15 protein-coding genes are annotated in these 17,333 nt (G+C 68.0%); 6 read left to right on the top strand and 9 right to left on the bottom strand.

All coding sequences use genetic code 11. The features are described from left to right. Positions 1-3: 3 nt before the first annotated feature. From sdhD to ATCM_RS04505, 3 genes are read right to left on the bottom strand one after another with little or no spacing between them, the layout of a single operon-like run. A complete protein-coding gene (gene sdhD / locus ATCM_RS04515) occupies positions 4-387 on the bottom strand; it encodes a succinate dehydrogenase, hydrophobic membrane anchor protein (protein WP_132863057.1) in 384 nt (127 codons plus the stop codon). Next, positions 384-776 (bottom strand): succinate dehydrogenase, cytochrome b556 subunit, encoded by a 393-nt coding sequence (gene sdhC, locus ATCM_RS04510; RefSeq protein WP_132863056.1) that lies wholly within the window; start codon positions 774-776, stop codon positions 384-386. The genes sdhD and sdhC overlap by 4 nt, the downstream gene beginning before the upstream one ends. Positions 777-831: 55 nt before the next feature. Continuing rightward, positions 832-1,005 carry a DUF1674 domain-containing protein gene (locus tag ATCM_RS04505; protein ID WP_132863055.1) on the bottom strand — a complete coding sequence of 58 codons (174 nt, stop codon included), beginning with the start codon at positions 1,003-1,005 and terminating at the stop codon, positions 832-834. A 39-nt stretch (positions 1,006-1,044) separates the two neighbouring features. Here ATCM_RS04505 and ATCM_RS04500 point away from each other — a divergent pair, with 39 nt between their 5' ends. Next, positions 1,045-1,902, top strand: coding sequence for a folate-binding protein YgfZ (locus ATCM_RS04500; RefSeq protein WP_132863054.1), 858 nt, complete (start codon positions 1,045-1,047; stop codon positions 1,900-1,902). A 15-nt stretch (positions 1,903-1,917) separates the two neighbouring features. On the opposite strand, the gene ugpC is transcribed toward ATCM_RS04500, so the two are convergent. After that, positions 1,918-3,018, bottom strand: a complete 1,101-nt coding sequence (gene ugpC, locus ATCM_RS04495; RefSeq protein ID WP_132863053.1) for a sn-glycerol-3-phosphate ABC transporter ATP-binding protein UgpC — start codon at positions 3,016-3,018, stop codon at positions 1,918-1,920. 303 nt (positions 3,019-3,321) lie between these two features. Here ugpC and zwf point away from each other — a divergent pair, with 303 nt between their 5' ends. The 5 genes from zwf to eda all read left to right on the top strand — a co-directional run bounded on the left by zwf (position 3,322) and on the right by eda (position 9,220). Beyond that, positions 3,322-4,794, top strand: coding sequence for a glucose-6-phosphate dehydrogenase (zwf, locus tag ATCM_RS04490; protein WP_243693953.1), 1,473 nt, complete (start codon positions 3,322-3,324; stop codon positions 4,792-4,794). Beyond that, positions 4,791-5,795, top strand: coding sequence for a glucokinase (glk, locus tag ATCM_RS04485; RefSeq protein WP_132863051.1), 1,005 nt, complete (start codon positions 4,791-4,793; stop codon positions 5,793-5,795). The genes zwf and glk overlap by 4 nt, the downstream gene beginning before the upstream one ends. Then, entirely contained in the window at positions 5,792-6,511 is a 720-nt protein-coding gene (pgl, locus tag ATCM_RS04480) for a 6-phosphogluconolactonase (protein WP_132863050.1), read from the top strand. The genes glk and pgl overlap by 4 nt, the downstream gene beginning before the upstream one ends. A gap of 84 nt (positions 6,512-6,595) precedes the next feature. Then, positions 6,596-8,512, top strand: a complete 1,917-nt coding sequence (gene edd / locus ATCM_RS04475; RefSeq protein ID WP_132863049.1) for a phosphogluconate dehydratase — start codon at positions 6,596-6,598, stop codon at positions 8,510-8,512. Between the two features lie 48 nt (positions 8,513-8,560). Further along, positions 8,561-9,220, top strand: coding sequence for a bifunctional 4-hydroxy-2-oxoglutarate aldolase/2-dehydro-3-deoxy-phosphogluconate aldolase (eda, locus tag ATCM_RS04470; protein ID WP_132863048.1), 660 nt, complete (start codon positions 8,561-8,563; stop codon positions 9,218-9,220). 124 nt (positions 9,221-9,344) lie between these two features. Here eda and ATCM_RS04465 read toward each other — a convergent pair whose 3' ends face one another. The 5 genes from ATCM_RS04465 to ATCM_RS04445 all read right to left on the bottom strand — a co-directional run bounded on the left by ATCM_RS04465 (position 9,345) and on the right by ATCM_RS04445 (position 17,142). Continuing rightward, entirely contained in the window at positions 9,345-12,503 is a 3,159-nt protein-coding gene (locus ATCM_RS04465; RefSeq protein ID WP_132863047.1) for a discoidin domain-containing protein, read from the bottom strand. Positions 12,504-12,604: 101 nt separating this feature from the next. Beyond that, positions 12,605-13,441 carry a carbohydrate ABC transporter permease gene (locus ATCM_RS04460; RefSeq protein WP_132863046.1) on the bottom strand — a complete coding sequence of 279 codons (837 nt, stop codon included), beginning with the start codon at positions 13,439-13,441 and terminating at the stop codon, positions 12,605-12,607. Next, the gene (locus ATCM_RS04455) at positions 13,438-14,319 is read right to left on the bottom strand and encodes a sugar ABC transporter permease (protein WP_132863045.1); all 882 of its coding nucleotides are present in this window, start codon (positions 14,317-14,319) and stop codon (positions 13,438-13,440) included. The genes ATCM_RS04460 and ATCM_RS04455 overlap by 4 nt, the downstream gene beginning before the upstream one ends. After that, a complete protein-coding gene (locus ATCM_RS04450) occupies positions 14,316-15,602 on the bottom strand; it encodes a sugar ABC transporter substrate-binding protein (RefSeq protein ID WP_132866066.1) in 1,287 nt (428 codons plus the stop codon). The genes ATCM_RS04455 and ATCM_RS04450 overlap by 4 nt, the downstream gene beginning before the upstream one ends. Positions 15,603-15,612: 10 nt before the next feature. After that, entirely contained in the window at positions 15,613-17,142 is a 1,530-nt protein-coding gene (locus ATCM_RS04445; protein WP_225591664.1) for a glucoamylase family protein, read from the bottom strand. Between the last annotated feature and the right edge of the window lie 191 nt (positions 17,143-17,333).

Raw genomic sequence — 17,333 nt, 5'->3', positions numbered from 1 at the left:
GTATCAGTTCCCAAGCGCGATGCGGGCGACCGCGAAGATGCTGACGATCGCGCCGAGCACGGCGACGAACTTGACCGTGGTCTGCAGGGCCAGGGCCATCAGCGAGTTGTGGATGTAATCCTCGAGCACCACCTGCAGGCCAAGCTGGGCGTGCCAGAACATGGCGACCAGGAAGCCGACCAGCAGGATTGCATTCCACGGCTTGGAAACAGTTTCCACGGCGGTGACGTAGTCGGCGCCGAGCAGGCTCAGCACCAGGCACAGGAACCAGATAGTCAGCGCGACCAGCGCGGTGGCGGTCAGGCGCTGGTGGATGAAGTGCTCGGTGCCGGACTTGGAGCTGCCCAGGCCGCGTGCATTCTTGAGCGGGGTACGGAACTTGCTCATGCGGCGGCTCCCATGCAGACGTAGGCCCAGATCGCGGCGGTGATGACCAGCGAGGCGATCACCGAGATCCAGCTGCTGCGGATGAAGGTGGGCTTGGCATAGCCGATGGCGAAGTCCTGCACGATGTGGCGGATGCCATTGCACAGGTGGTAGGCGAAGCACCAGCTCCAGCCAAACAGGATCACCTTGCCGTACCAGGCGCTGGCGTGGGTGGTGAAGCAGCTCCAGGACTCAGGGCCCATCATCAGGGCGAGCAAACCGCCTGCGATGATCAGGGCGCCGACAGCCAGAATGATGCCGGTGGCTCGATGCAGGATCGAGGTGGCCATCTGGATCTGCCAGCGATACACCTGCAGGTGCGGAGAAAGGGGGCGGGGTCTGTTCGCCATTCGCTGACTCGTTATCTCGGCTGGGCGGCACAATGCCGCGTTGGCTCAACGCTGCTCAGAAATCGATGCAGCGCCCGTTTTTTTCCCAATCGCCATATCGCACCGGATCAAGTCCGCCGCGACCACCGATTTCCTGCGGCACCGGCGTGGCCTCGGGAAGCGGCTGCTTCTCGGGGGTCGACGGGGCTTCAGCTTCGGTCTCGGGAGTGGGGGTTGTTTGGCCTATCATGGTCGGTCTCGCAACGCACAAATTTTAGTCCCCAGTCACGTGTCTGACAACCTCGCCCCCGCTTTCAACGGTTTCCGCACATTGGCCATGGCGCAGATCGTGCGCCTTTCCGGCCCGGATGCGGTCGCTTTCGCCCAAGCCCAGTTCGCCAACGACATCCCTTCGCTGGCCGATGGCCATTGGCAATGGAGCGCCTGGCTGACCGCCAAGGGCCGCGTGATCGCCATCTTCCAGCTGCTGCGGCTGGATGCGCAGGAGCTGCTGCTGGTCTGCCACGACGGCGGCGCGGCGGCCATCGCCGAGCAACTGCGCCGCTTCGTGTTCCGTCGCAAGGTGGTGGTCAGCCATGCCGACACGCTGAGCGTGAATGCGGCGCTGCAGGCCCCGACCGAGGCCGATGGTGCGCGGATCGCGCGGCGCGACGGTGACGTGGTCGAGCTGGATGTCGGCAGCCTGGCCCTGCCCCGCACCCTGCTGCTCGGGCCGGCAACCGCGGCCGCCACCCCCGGCGAGGAGCTGGCCTGGCGGCAGAGCGACCTACGCTTCGGGCTGCCGCGATTGGTGGATGCCCAGCGCGAGCAATGGACGCCCCAGCAACTGGGGCTGGACCGGCTGGCCGCCTACAGCGTGAAGAAGGGCTGCTATCCCGGCCAGGAAATCGTGGCCCGCACCCATTTCCTGGGCAAGGCCAAGCGCTCGCTGGCCCTGCTGCACACCGTGGCCACGCCCGAAGCCGGTACCGCGGTCAGCCAGAACGGCGCCACCATCGGCAGCGTGGCCAGTAGCGCTGGCGTGCTGGCGCTGGCCGTCCTGCCGCTGGAGATGGCCGAGGGCCCGTTGCAGGTCCTCGACGCGGACGCCCACATCATGCCGCTGCTGGACGGCCTGGCGCGCTGAGCCGGGTACCGGGGCTCAACCAGCCCCGGGCGCCTCGATGCGATTGCCGCTGGCGGCATCGAAGAAGTGCAACGCCGATGGCCTCACCGCCACCGGCAGCTCCTGCCCGACCTGCGGCAGGGCCTGCGGCGCCACCCGGATGACCAGCGCCTGCGCGCCGAGGCGCAGATTCACGAACATCTCGTTGCCCACCGGTTCGATACCCTCGATCCGCGCGGCGAGCGCACCCTCCCCGGTGGCAGGCTGCAGGTGCTCCGGCCGCACGCCCACCGCCAGTTCGCGGCCCACCCATTCCGGCGCGACCACCGCCGCTCCCAGCGGCACCTCGGTGCCATCGCCCAGCCTCAACCAGGCCGCCCCCTGCGCGTCCTGGTGCAGCACGCCGCGCAGCACGTTCATCGCCGGACTGCCGAGGAAGCCGGCCACGAACAGGTTGGCCGGGCGGTCGTAGAGCGCCATCGGCGTGTCGATCTGCTGGATCACGCCTTCGTTCAACACCACGATCCGCTGTCCGAGCGTCATCGCTTCGACCTGGTCGTGGGTGACGTAGATCATCGTGCTGCCCAGCTTGCGATGCAGCTGGGCGATCTCGGTGCGCACGGTATGGCGCAGCTTGGCATCCAGATTGGACAGCGGCTCGTCGAGCAGGAACACCTCCGGCTCGCGCACCAGCGCACGCCCCAGCGCCACGCGCTGGCGCTGACCGCCGGACATCGCGCGCGGCAGCTTGTCCAGCATCGTCGTCAGGCCCAGCGCGTCGGCGGCGCCCTGCACGCGGCGCTGCACCTCGGCCTTGTCATGGCCGCGCAGCTTCAGGCCGAAGGCCAGGTTCTCGGCGACGGTCATGTGCGGGTACAGCGCGTAGTTCTGGAACACCATGGCGATGTCCCTGTCCTTCGGCGCCACGTCGTTGACGACACGATCCCCGATACGCAGCGTGCCGGCGCTGATGTCCTCCAGCCCGGCCACCATCCGCAACAGTGTGGACTTGCCACAACCCGATGGCCCGACCAGCACCATCAACTCGCCGTCGGCGATCTCGAAACTGGCCCCGTGCACGGCCACCTGGCCGTTGTCGTAGACCTTGCGCACACCCTCGAAGCTCACCTTGGCCATCACCACCTCGTTGACATCGCCACATCCGGCACTGTGCCCGCAAACGGGCAAATCACTTCATGCCAATGCCCGCATTGGCACAGTGCAATCGTATACATCCGAAACCGTGTGCACAGTAAGCATATTCATATGGCAACATCCCGGTTCCGTTTTTCCATTTGCCAGCCCAGATGAACATGCGGCTCCGCCCTGCGGACCGCGGCGTTCGCGGCACTGGCATTGACTGCAATGCCCCCTCCCCCGGCCCCGGCAGACGCAAGCAGCCCAAGGCTCCAGTTCCTTGAATACAAACAATTGACAACGATGTCATCCGCACACGAAACTCGAGAAATGCACGATACCCTCTTCCTGTTCGGTGCCACAGGCGATCTGGCCCAGCGCTACCTGTTCCCCTCCCTGTTGCGCCTGCTTGGCGATGGCCTGCTGCCGGAAGACTTCAAGGTTCGTGCCCTGGCGCTGTCGCCGCACGACACCGCCAAGTTCCACGACATCCTGCGCCCGCGCCTGGAGCAGGCCATGCCGCAGGCCCGCCAGGAAGACATCAACGACCTGCTGCGCCGCATCGACTACCGTTCGGTGGACCTGCGCAACGCCGAGTCGGTGGCCGAGGCCGTCAAGGACCTGGTCGACCGCAGGTGCGTGAGCTACCTGGCGATCCCGCCGGGCCTGTACATCTCCACCTGCGAAGGGCTCGCCCTGGGGGGCGCGCTGGCGGCACCGCACCGGCTGATGCTGGAAAAGCCGATCGGCTCGGACAGCGCCAGCGCCGAGGAGATCCTGCAGACCATCGGCAAGTGGATCGACGAAGACCGCGTGTTCCGCCTGGACCACTACCTGGGCAAGGCCGCGGTGCAGAACCTGATGGCCCTGCGCTTCGGCAACACGCTGCTGGAGGCGGTGTGGAACCGCAACTACATCGAGTCCGTGCACATCATGGTCGCCGAGAGCGACGGCGTGGATGGCCGTGACTCCTATTACTCGCGCTCCGGCGCGCTGCGCGACATGGTCCAGAGCCACATCCTGCAGCTGCTGTGCCTGGTGGCGATGGAGCCGCCGGCCTCGCTGGAAGCCGACCGCATCCGCGACGAGAAGGTGAAGGTACTGCGTGCCCTGCGCCCGTTCGATGCCCGCCATGCGGCCAAGGATTCGGTGCGTGGCCGCTACACCGCCGGCACCATCAACGACCAGCCGGTGCAGGCCTACCAGCCGCCGGAAGGCAGCGAAGCGGAAACCTTCGTCGGCGTCACCGCGCACATCGACAACTGGCGCTGGGCCGGCGTGCCGTTCCACATGGTCACCGGCAAGCGACTGCCCGAGCGCACCACCCGCATCGAGGTCAACCTCAAGCCGGTCACGCATTGGCTGTTCGAGCGCCCGACCCGCCACCACGCCAGCGCCAACCGCCTGACCTTCCAGCTGCAGCCCCAGGAGAACATCCAGCTCGGCCTGATGAGCTCGCTGGCCGGCCCGGAATGGGGCGCGCTGGAACTGCAGCCGCTGGAACTGGAACTGTCGGTCCCGACCGGCCTGCACCGTCGCATCGCCTACGAGCGCCTGTTCCTGGACGCCTTCAACGGCAACCACGCCCTGTTCGTGCGCGACGACGAAGTGCGCGCGGCCTGGGCCTGGATCGACAGCATCAGCGACGCCTGGAAGGCTTCCGACCAGGCGATGGAACCGTACGCCGCCGGCAGCTGGGGCCCGCGTGACGCGGCCCACTTCCTGCCGGGCGACATCGTCGCCGAGGCCAGGGCCGAAGACGGGGACGCGCCGTGAGCGCGTCGACGACGGTCCTGGTCGCCGACATCGGCGGCACCAACGCCCGCTTCGCGCTGGCCGACCTGTCCCTCGCCGCTCCGTTGAACCAGGGCAGCATCGTCGAGTACCCGGTCGCACAGTTCGGCTCGCTCGCCGATGCCGCCGCGCACTACCTGCAAGAGCAGGGCGCCAGTGCCAGCAGCGGCGTGTTCGCCGTAGCCGGGCGCGTGGATGGCGACGAAGCACGCATCACCAACCATCCGTGGGTGATCTCGCGCTCGCGTACCGCCGCCCAGCTGGGTTTCGAGCAGTTGCACCTGATCAACGACTTCGTCGCCCAGGCCATGTCGATCGCGCTGCTGGGGCCGGCCGACGTGGTGCAGATCGGCGGCGCCAGCTGGGAGCCGGCACCGGCCGGCGAACCCCGCAACTACTGCGTGATCGGCCCGGGCACCGGGCTGGGCGTGGGCGGCCTGGTGGTGCGCGACGGGCGCAACTACCCGCTCGCCACCGAAGGCGGCCATACCAGCTTCGCACCGGCCAACCCGGAGCAGATCCGCATCCTGGAGATCCTCTCGGCGCAGTTCGGCCGGGTTTCCAATGAACGGCTGGTCTGTGGCCCGGGCCTGGTCAACATCCACCGCGCCTTGAGCGAGATCACCGGCGTCGACCCCGGCCAGCTGGCACCGTCGGACGTGACGGCCCGCGCCGCCGCAGGCGACGCGATCGCGACCCGTGCGGTGGAAGTGTTCCTGGAGATCTTCGGTGCCGTGGCTGGCGATGCCGTGCTGGTGCAGGGCGCCTGGGATGGCGTGTTCCTGACCGGCGGGCTGGTACCGCGCTTGCTGCAGCAACTGCAGCTGTCCGGCTTCCGCCCCCGTTTCGAAAGCAAGGGCCGCTTCACTGCGACGATGTCGCAGATTCCGTCGATGGCCATCGTCCACCCCTGCCCCGGCCTGCTCGGCGCCACCGCCTACGCGCTGGACCTGCAGCACGCTACACGAGGAACCCCCGCATGAACGCCGCTGTTTCCGACCGCATCACGCTTGTCCGCCACGGCAACGACGAGGACTGGACCGAAAGCGTAGCCAAGGAAATGGCGGGCTTCCTGCAACAGGACATCAAGCAGCACGGCCGCGCCCGCATGCTCCTGTCCGGCGGCACCACGCCGGCACCGGTGTACGAGATGCTGTCCGAGCAGCCGCTGGAATGGGCGCGCGTGGACGTGGGCCTGGCCGACGAGCGCTGGCTCTCGCCGCAGGACCATGACAGCAATGCATGGCTGGTGCGCAACAGCTTCCTCAAGCTCGCCGAGGGCGCGCATTTCGACCCGCTGGTGCGGGTCGGCCGGCCGATCGCCGAGTGCGTGCACACCGCCAACCTGCTGGCCGAGCATGCGCTGCCGGCCACGCTGGTGGTACTGGGCATGGGCAACGACGGGCATACCGCTTCGCTGTTCCCCGGCTCGAAGGACCTGGACCGCGCGCTGCAGAGCCGCCAGGCCTATGCCGCGCTGGACGCCACCGGCTGCCCGGTGGCCAAGGACTGGCACCTGCGCATCACCCTCACCCCGCAGGGCCTGGCCCCCATCCGCCATCGCCTGCTGCTGCTGCGCGGCAAGCAGAAGCTGGAGGTGCTGGAAGCCGCGCTGGCCTCGGGCGACGTGCACACCTACCCGATCCTGGCCGCGATCAACGCGCCGGGAAACAAACTGCGCGTCCACTGGGCACCGTAATCGCGGGCGCCGGCCTTGCCGGCATCCGTTCCCCTTCCTTCAAGGCCGGCACACCGTCCGACCTCAACTCATAGCCGGTAGCCAATGAGCCTGCACCCGACCATCCACGCCATCACCGAACGCATCCGCCAGCGCAGCGCCCCGTCGCGCGCGGCCTACCTGGCCGGCATCGACGCCGCCCTGCGCGAAGGCCCGTTCCGTTCGCGCCTGAGCTGCGGCAACCTGGCCCACGCCTTCGCCGCCTGTGGCCCGACCGACAAGGGCCGGCTGCGCGGCGACGTCACCCCGAACCTGGGCATCATCACTGCCTACAACGACATGCTCTCGGCACACCAGCCGTTCGAGCACTACCCCGAGCTGATCCGCAGCGCCGCCCGTGAACTCGGCGCGACCGCGCAGGTGGCCGGCGGCGTGCCGGCGATGTGCGACGGCGTCACCCAGGGCCGCGGCGGCATGGAGCTGTCGCTGTTCTCGCGCGACGTGATCGCCCAGTCCACCGCCATCGGGCTGAGCCATGACATGTTCGACAGCACGATCTACCTGGGCGTGTGCGACAAGATCGTGCCCGGCCTGCTGATCGGCGCGCTGGCCTTCGGCCACCTGCCGGCGGTGTTCGTGCCGGCCGGCCCGATGACCCCGGGCATCCCGAACAAGAAGAAGGCCGAGGTCCGCGAGCGCTACGCCGCCGGCGAAGCCACCCGCGAGGAACTGCTGGAAGCCGAATCGGACTCCTACCATGCCCCGGGCACCTGCACCTTCTATGGCACCGCCAACTCCAACCAGGTGTTGCTGGAAGCGATGGGCGTGCAGCTGCCGGGCGCCTCGTTCGTCAACCCGGAACTGCCGCTGCGCGATGCGCTGACCCGCGAAGCCACCGCGCGCGCGCTGGAGATCAGCGCGCTGGGCCAGGACTTCCGCCCGCTCGGCCACCTGATCGACGAGCGCGCCATCGTCAACGCCGTCGTCGCGCTGATGGCCACCGGCGGCTCGACCAACCACACCATCCACTGGATCGCGGTGGCCCGCGCCGCCGGCATCGTGCTGAGCTGGGACGACATGGACCAGCTCTCGCAGATCGTGCCGCTGCTGGCCCGCGTGTACCCCAACGGCGAAGCCGACGTGAACCGCTTCGCCGCGGCCGGCGGCCCGGCCTTCGTGTTCCGTGAACTGATGGACGCGGGCCTGATGCACGATGACCTGGCCACGGTCGCCGCTGGCGGCATGCGCGCCTTCGCGCAGGAACCGCGCCTGATCGATGGCCAGGTCGTCTACGCACCGACCGTAACCGAGAGCGCGGACCTGGAAGTGGTACGCCCGGCGGCCGATCCGTTCGAAGCACAGGGCGGCCTGCGCCTGCTCAAGGGCAATCTCGGCAAGTCGCTGATCAAGCTGTCGGCGGTGAAGCCGCAGTACCGCACCATCGAGGCCCCGGCCGTGGTCGTCGATGCACCGCAGGCATTGAACAAGCTGCACGCCGCCGGTGCGCTGCCGCACGACTTCGTCGCCGTGGTCCGCTTCCAGGGCCCGCGCGCCAACGGCATGCCGGAACTGCATTCGCTGGCGCCGCTGCTGGGCCTGCTGCAGAACCAGGGACGCCGCGTCGCGCTGGTCACCGATGGCCGCCTGTCCGGTGCCTCGGGCAAGATCCCCGCCGCGATCCATGTCACCCCGGAAGCCGCGCGCGGTGGCCCGATCGCCCGCGTGCGCGAGGGCGACATCATCCGCCTGGACGGCGAGGCCGGCACGCTGGAAGTGCTGGTGGACGCCGCCGAATGGGCCGCCCGCGGCATCGCCGCCAACACCGCGCCGGCCGGCAATGACATGGGACGCAATCTGTTCGCGATGAACCGCCGCATCGTCGGCCCCGCCGACCAGGGCGCGGTGTCGATCTCCTGCGGCCCGGCCCACCCCGATGGCAGCACCTGGGACTACGACGCCGAATACGAGCTTGGCCATGACGCCGCGGCCGCCGCTGCGCCGCACGAAGCCAAGGACGCCTGATTCCGCGTGCCGCCCGTGGCACGCTTCCGCTGCATTGAGAGGAAAACGATGAGCATTGCCCAGTACCAGGATCGCGCCGAGCAGCTGCTGAGCGCCGCCGGCATCCTGCCGGTGGTTACCGTCCACACCCTGGACCAGGCACGCGCGGTCAGCACCGCGCTGCTGGAAGGTGGCCTGCCGGCCATCGAACTGACCCTGCGCACCCCGGTGGCGATGGACGCGCTGGCCATGCTCAAGCGCGAGCTGCCCGACGTGGTCGTCGGTGCCGGCACCGTGCTGACGGTCGAGCAGATGCGCCAGGCCATCGACGTCGGCGCCGACTTCCTGGTCACCCCGGGCACCCCGGCGCACATGGCCGATGCGCTGGCCACCGCCCCGCTGCCGGTGGTGCCGGGCGCGGCGTCGCCGACCGAGCTGTTGGCCCTGCTTGCCCGTGGTTTCCGCATCTGCAAGCTGTTCCCGGCCACCGCCGTGGGTGGGCTGGCGATGATCAAGGGCGTGGCCGGCCCGATCCCCGAGCTGAAGCTGTGCCCGACCGGCGGCATCACCGAAGCCACCGCCGCCGATTACCTCGCGCAGAAGAACGTGGTGTGCATCGGCGGCTCGTGGATGGTGGCCGACAGCTGGATCCGCGCCGGCCAGTGGGACGAAGTGAAGCGGTCCGCCGCCGCTGCCGCGGCGATCGTCAGGCAGGCACGCGCAGGCTGAGTTTTCCAAGTACGACGGCAGATCTCCCTCTCCCTCCGTCTACTTCACTGCGCCCCGGTGTTCGGGGCGCAGTTTTTCTTTGTGCAGGGCGGTGCGCGGATCGGGGCAATCCCTGTCCATGGTTTCAGCGGCGCACACGCTCGCCGCGACGCTGGTCGGCGGGCACGTCGATCTCCACCTTGGCCGGCAATTGGGTGATGCGCAGTTCGCGCCCTTCCCAGGCGGCCGGCTCCCCATTGATGCTGGCCTCGCCCGGCGCACCCTCATACGGCCACGGCAGCACCAGGCCGCCGGCCGGCAAGCGCAGCCCCTCCGGCACCTGCAGGGTCAGCTTGCGGTCACTGCGCGCGAGGGCGTACTTCACCGTGCCATGCGAGGTCCGCAGACCGTCGATGGCGATGCCCTTCCCCGCAAGCCAGTCCGCGGGCACGCCGGCCGCCAGCACGATCGCATCGTCCACCTCGCGCTTGTAGGCGAACATGTCCAACGCCGAGCGCACGAAATCCGAGGCCACCCAGGCGTGCGGCAGGTCGCCGACGAAGAACGGCTTGCGGGGCGTCGAGGACACCACTTCGGCCCATTGGTTCCAGCCCTGCGGCGCGCGGTCCTTGAAGAAGAACTCGGTCGCCGCCCAGGCGCGGGTACGCCAGCCCAGGCGCACGAAGGCCGCGACATTGCGCCACTCGTAGGGCGTGTAGTCCTTCCACTGCCGCTTGCCGTCACGACGCGCCTCGAACTCGCTCCAGTAGCGTTCGAAGGTGTTGTCCAGCGCGGGCTGCGGCAGGCGGCCCTGCTCGCCGCCCGGTGCCAGCGCGATGGTGGTCGAGGTGGCATCGAAGTCCCCCAGCTCCACCGACCCGGGCAGGAAGTCGATGCCATGTGCCTGCATGCTGGCCCGCAACGACTGGTCCAGGTCCTGGCGGAACGCGTCGCGGGAGGCCGCCATCATCGCCGCGTCCTCTTCCAGCCCCAGCGCAACGGCGATGTCCGCCGCATCCTTGTAGCCGCGCAACGCCCAGAAGTCGTCCCAGTACGAGTGCACCGGCTTGGCCGAATAGCCTTCGTGGCTGATCGAGGCCGGCATCATCCCGTAGAAGCCCGGATTGCGGGCCCGGTTGTCCTCGGTGCGCTCGCTCAGGCGCAACTGCTCCATGTACTTCCAGGCGCCATGCACGTGCGGCCACATCCGCTGCAGGAACTGCAGGTCGCCGGTATGCCGCCAGTACTCGGCGATGGTGTAGATCAGTTCGCCGTGACTGTCATTCTCCGGCACCGGGTCACTGCCACGAGCATCCACGCAGCACGGCACCATGCCGCTCTCGAACTGGTACGGCGCGTACCAGTCCACGTACTGCCGCACCGCGTCGTCGCGGCCCATCCGCAGCAGGCCTTCGGAAATCATCGCGCCATCGCGGATCCAGCTGCGTGCGTAGGAGCGCGTGCCGGGCTGCAGGCTCGGCCCGACCCGCGAGATCAGCATGTGCGCCAGGGCGGTGCGCACGGTGTCGGCCAGCGGCTGGCCCGCCGCCGGCACCTGCAACCGCACTTGGTCCAGCTTCTGCCGCCACTGTGCAGCCACCTGCTGCTGCGCCTTGTCCACGTCGAACCCGGCCGGCGGCCGCCAATCGCCGACCTGCGGCAACACCAGCGCCACCTCGCGGCTCTCGCCAGGCTCCAGCTTGAAGGTGTAGAGCAACGCGCCGGAGGCCAGCCCGGTGGCATCGCGCACCTCGGTATCGGCGGGCAGGGTCTTGTCGGCCAGATGCGTGACGTCCAGCTTGCCGTCGAAGGTACTGGCGAAGGCCTTGTCCGGGGCGGTCATCGCGAACACGCGCGGCACGCCGTTGACCTCGACCTGGTTGCCCTTGACCGCCAGGCGCTCGATCCGGCTCACCCCGCCCACCGTGTTGAGGAACTGCGTGGGCGGATTGACCTGGAACGGACGCACCGCCAACGCCAGGGTGTACTCCCGACCCGTCTTGCCCGGGTTGTGCAGCCGGTAGCGCGTGACCAGCTGCGCCTGCTCCGGCCGTCCCTGCACGAAACTGCTGACCTGCAGCCCGAAGTCCGCATGCTGCCACTGCACCGTTGGCATCGGCAGATAGCCATCCTGCAGGCTCTGGCTGCCCGTCACGTCCGCCCAGCTGACCACCTTGCCGTCGCTCAGCACGAAGGGCTCGACGCTGAAGCCGGACTTCACCGCCTCCACCGCGCCGTCCTCGCCCATCAACGCCTGCTCGCGGCCACCGTCCAGCCCCAGCAGCGTCCAGTAAGGCTGCTCACCGGTGAAGCCGCGCGGCAGGAAACCGCGCGGCAGGTCGGCCGCCACCGAGCGGATGAAATCATTCGGGGTCGCCGCGAAGGCCAGCGGCTTGAGCGAGATGTCACGGATGCCATACCGCCAGTTCGGGCCATCCTGCAGGTCGAAGCGCAGGTAGCGCGCCTCGGTGTCCGGCAGGGCCAGCCAGTCGCGGCCGCCTCCGCCGGTGGTCACCTCGCGCACCGGATGCCAGTCGCGGCCATCGCGCGAGGCCTGCACCACGTAACGCGAGGCCTGCAGGCCGGGCACCCATTGCACCACCGCGCCGCCGAACTCGCGCACCTTGCCCAGGTCCAGGCTGATGGTCTGCTGCTTGACGCCGCCGCTGATCCACATCGTGTCCGGCTTGCCGTCGGCGATGCGCTGCTGCAGCGCGGTCGCGGTGTCGGCCAGCACCACCGGTTGCAGCGGCGAGGTGTCCTCCTTGGGCAGCGGCTGCAGCGTCAGGCGGTCGAAGCAGACCGTGCCGCGTCCACCGACCTTGCTGTAGATGGTGAACTCCACCGCGGCGCTGCGTCGCAGCGTGCGGTCCGGGTCCGGGCCCCAGGCCTTGTCGATGTGACGCTTGCGGTATTCCACGCGTGTCCAGTTCTTCGGGAACGCATAGCCGGTCCTGTTCACCCACCAGACGTTGTCGCCGCTGGCGTCGATGAGCTTGAACTGCAGGTCGTTGGCCGGCGAATCGCCGCGCAGGTCGAACGAGATCTGGTAATTCTCCGGCCAGCTGACATCGAGCTTGCGGCGGATGCCTGCATAACCGGACACCTCGTGGAAGTCGTAGTCCAGACACAGGGCGCGGCCGTTGCCACCGACCACCGGCCGCAACGAACCACTCACCTGCGGCGAGGTGATCAGCTGCCACGCCCCGATGTCATCGAAGCTGGCCAGCACCGTCGTGCTGCCGGGTGAGGCAGCCCCCAGCAGCAAGGTGGCCAACAGGCCCACGGCATAACGCTTGTTCATCACCAGAATCCCGAATCACGATCGACGGCAGGCGTCGGATTTTCGCAAAGTTCCCTGTCCCGCACGACGCTGGTTGCAGACGGAAGTACCACCGCCGGCGCTCAGCCCTTGACGCTGCCCAGCAACAAGCCCTGGATGTAATACCGCTGCAACACCAGGAACAGCAGCAACACCGGCAGCACCGTGACCACCGCGCCGGCCATCATCATCTCCACGTCCTGGATGTGCTCGCGCGACAGGCTGGCCAGCGCCACCGGCAGCGTGTAGTGCTCCTGGTCGGTGAGCACGATCAACGGCCACATGAAGTCGTTCCACGCGCCCATGAAGGTGAAGATGGCCAACGTCACCAGCACCGGCTTGAGCATCGGCAACACGATCTGGAAGAAGATCCGTGCCTCGCTGGCCCCGTCGATGCGCGCCGCCTCCAGCAGTTCATCGGGGATCGAGCGCGCGTACTGGCGCACCAGGAAGATGCCGAACACGCTGGCCAGCGCCGGGATCACCACGCCGCCGAACGTATTGACCAACCCCATCTGCTTCATCAGCAGGAACAGCGGCAGCATCGCCACCTGCGCCGGGATCACCAGCGCCGCCAGCAGCATCTGGAACACCCGTTCGCGCCCGGCAAAGCGCAGCTTGGCGAAGGCGTAACCGGCCAGGGTGTTGAACAGCAGCGACCCCAGCGTGATGCCCAGCGACACGACCAGGCTGTTGAGGAAGTTGCCGCCCATGCCGGTGCGGCTGGCCAGTGCGTGGTAGTTGGCCAGCGTGGCGTGCGCGGGCAGCAACGGTGGCGGGAACTGCGAGGCCTGCCCGCTGGGCATGAACGACACCGACAGCATCCAGGCCAGCGGCGCCAGGCTGATCACCGCCAGTACCGCCAGCGCGCCGTTGATCCACCACGCATGCCAACGCGATTGCCCGATCTCCCGGCTCATACCAGCTCCTTGCGCTTGCCGAAGCGCAGCATCAGCGTGGTCACCGCCAGGATGATCAGGAACAGTAGGAACGCCACGGCCGAAGCGCGCCCCAGGTTCCACCACTTGAAGCCTTCCTCGAACATGAAATACAGCACGCTGACCGTGCTCTGCAGCGGATCGCCGCGGGTCATCACGTAGGGCTCGGCGAACAGCTGGAAATAGCCGGACACGGTGATCACGCCCACCACCAGCAGCACCGGGCCCAGCATCGGCACGGTGATGTGCAGAAACTGCTGCCAGCGCGTGGCCCCGTCGATGCGCGCGGCCTCGTACAGGTCCCTGGGGATCGCCTGCAGGCCGGCCAGGAAGATCACCATGTTGTAGCCGAAGTTCTTCCAGACCGCGAACAGGATGATGGTCGGCATCGCCCAGCGCGGGTCACCCAGCCAATCCACCGGATTGATGCCGACCTGGCCCAGGCCCCAGTTCACCAGCCCGTAGCGGGTGTGGAACAGGTACCGCCAGATCACCGCCACCGCCACCAGCGTGGTCACCACCGGTGCGAACAGGGCGGTGCGGAACAACGCCTTGAAACGGCTGGCCGGTGCATTGAGCAGCATCGCCGCGCCCAGCGACACTGCGATGGAGAGCGGCACGCCCAGCACCACGAAGTACGCGGTGTTGCCCAGCGACTTCCAGAACATCGGTGTCTGCAGCAGGTCGATGTAGTTGCCCAGCCCGTTGAAACGCAGGTTGTGCGGGTCAGCCAGTGCGTACAGGTCGAAGTCGGTCAGGCTCAGCGCCAGTGCCGACAGCACCGGCAGCCCGAAGAACACGCCGATCACGATCAGCGCCGGCGCGGCGAATACCCAGCCAACGAGCAAACGCTGCTTCATTGCCCAGCCCCCGCCGCGTTGGCGCCGGCCTGCTGTTCAACGATCCAGCGACGCTTGGCCAGGATCTCGTCGACCTGCTGGTCCAGCTGTTCCACCGCCTTGTCCTGCGGCAGGCCACCACGCACCACCTGCTCGGTGACCACCCGCATCTGCTGCGCGATGCGTTCCCACTCCAGCACCTTGGGCGTCGGCTTGACCCGCTCCAACTGGTCGGCGAATGCCGCGGTGAGCAGATCGTCGGTCAGCTCCGGCGACTGCCACGCACTGCGCCGTGGCGGCAGGTCACCGATGACGGTGTAGAAGCGCTGCTGGATGTCCGGACGCGACAGGAACTCGATCAGCTTCCACGCCGCCTCCTTTTTCTGCGAGGCGCGGAACACCACCAGGCTGGTGCCGCCGGCGATACCGGCACCGGGGCCGTCCGGGCCGGGCAACGGGGTGGTTCCCCACTCCCCATCCAGCCCAGGGGGCTGGCGCTGGCGGAACTCGCGGATGTTCCAGGGGCCGGACAGGTAGAACGCGGTGAAGCCACGGAAGAACTCGTCCCAGACGTTGGAGATCTGCGTCTCGGACATCTTCGGCGCCCAGCCCTGCTCGAACATGTTGTCGTAGAAGGCCAGCGTGCGCCGGAAGCCAGGGCTGCGGAAATTGCCGCGCGTGTCGTGGTCGCGCAGCAACCCATCGTCCTGCTGCAGGGCGAAGGACAGCTGCGGCTCGAACTCGTTGAGCGGCATCAGCACCGGGTAACCCTTGTCGCCCATCAGCTTCTTCAGCGCGGCGTTGGCCTGCTCCCACTCGGCCCAGGTGCGCGGCGGGTGGTCGTAGCCGGCCTGGCGCAGCAGGTCCTTGCGGTAGAACAGCAGGCGCGTGTCCACGTACCACGGGATGCCGACCAGTTGCCCGTCGACCACATTGGTGTCCCAGATACCGGGGAAGTAATCGGCCTGGTCCACCACGGCCGAGGCGTCCGCCCGGGCCTGCAGCGGCTCCAGCGCCTGCAGCGTGGCGAACTCGGCGATCCAGGTGTTGCCGAGCTGGCAGACATCGGGCAGCCCTTCGGCGGCATAGGCGGTCAACAGCTTTTCATGCGCCGCCGTCCACGGGATGTTCTGCACCTCGACGTGGATGCCCGGGTTCTCCGCCTCGAACTCGCGCAGCAGCTCGCCCACCACCTCCGCTTCGCGGCCCATCGCCCAGAAGCGCAGCGTGGTGCCGTCCTGCGGCGTGCCGCCGCAGCCAACCAGCACGCCGGACAGGCACAACAGCAGCAGCGCGCGGATCATCGACGGCATGTCACTGCTGCGGCTTGGAGGCCGGCGGATTGCCCGCGGCGGCCTTCTGTTCGGCCGCGGCGGCAGCGCGCGATTCGGCGATGCCGGTGGCGCGGGCCGATGCCGCGCGGTCGTCCTTCTGCAGGGGCTGGAAGCTGTCCTCCGGCGCCAGCCAGCCACCGGTGAAGCCCGCCCGCTCCAATCCCTTGCGGACATACGGGTTCTTCTTCATCACGTCCCACACGAACTCGTCGCGGTAGTTGGCGATGCCCAGCAGGATCGGCCCCTGGTCGATGGCGATGTAATCGCTGGCCACCCAGCCACGCTCGGGGATGGTGCGCCCGGTCTTGAGCGGGATGTCGTAGTTGAAGCTCGGGTTGAACGAATCCAGGAACCCGTAGCTGGAGTACAGGTAGTCGCCGTAGCGCTTGTGCATCTCCACGGTGGCCGGGATCACCACCTCCGGCGCATACGGCAACGAGGAGATCGCCGCCGACGGCACGATGGTGCCGTCATCGAAGTTCTCGCGCAGGCCTGCGCCGCGCGAGGAGTAATGGCGGAACTGGCGCTGCTCGCCCTTGTACTCCTGGGTGGTGTTCTGCGGCCCGTCGCCGGCGGTCAGGCCCCAGACGTTGTCGCCGTAGTCCTTCCACTGCATCGGGTTCTCGATGGCGTACTCGCGCTGGGCCAGCGTCGCGCGCCGGGTGTTGAGGAAATAGTCGATGCCGCGCTCGCGCATGTACGCGTCCTGGATGTCGCGGAAGTCGATCCAGACGTGGCTGTACTGGTGGCCGAACAGCGGCCCGAAGGACAGGTATTCCTGGCCCTGGTAGACGCCCCAGTCGTTGTCGTAGGTACGGGTCCACACGGTCCAGGCGTCCGGCTCGACCGGATGGGTGGGCGAGCCCAGCGCCAGCACGTACAGCATCATCGCCTCGTTGTAGCCCATCCAGTCATGCTGGATGAAGCCGCTCTCCGGGAACCAGCCCATCGAGACCAGCGGCTTGTTGCGTTGCAGCCACTGCCAGTCCACGCGCTTGTACAGCGTGTCGGCGATCTGGCGGATCTCCTTCTCGCGCGGGTCCTCGCCGTCGTAGTAGGACTGCGCGAACAGCACGCCCATCATCAGCAGCGCGGTATCCACGCTGGAAAGCTCGACCCAGCTGTCGTAGCGGCGACCTTCCTGCATGTCCAGGAAGTGGTAGAAGAACCCCTTGTACCCGGCCTTGCCGGTACGCTGCGGCCCGGAAGGCAGGTCACGGAAGAACTTCAGCGTCAGCAGGGTGCGGTCGACCGCCTGGTTGCGGCTGACCCAACCGTTCTTGATGCCCACCGGATAGGCGGTCAGCGCAAAGCCTACCGACGCCACGCTGGCGAACGGGCGCGACGGATAGCGGTCCGGGGTCAGCCCGTTCTGCTCGTTGGTCGTATCCCAGAAGAACTGGAACGTGCGCCGCTCGATGTCATCGAATAACGGCGGCAGCTCCGGCTTCATCGGCCGTGGCGGCAGGTCCGCCTCGACCAGGATCACCTGCGGCAACACCTTCGGCATCGGCGGCTCCGGCGCCTTGCCACACCCCGCCAGCACCGCCAGCGCGAAACCAGTGGCCAGGCCAGCGAACAACCGGGGGCTACGTGACATGCTCAAGACGACATCCGTTGTAGAGGAATCAGGTCGCCACCTGCCCTTGATGGGCAATGTGGCGCGTGTGGAGGCCCCGGCCGCCACGCGGGCGGCCGGGG

Origin of the sequence: Stenotrophomonas sp. ATCM1_4 (assembly GCF_004348115.1) — a bacterium.
Taxonomy (GTDB): Bacteria; Pseudomonadota; Gammaproteobacteria; order Xanthomonadales; family Xanthomonadaceae; genus Stenotrophomonas; species Stenotrophomonas capsici.
Note: the sequence above shows the minus strand (reverse complement) of the source record. Positions and strands in the feature narration are given on the sequence as shown.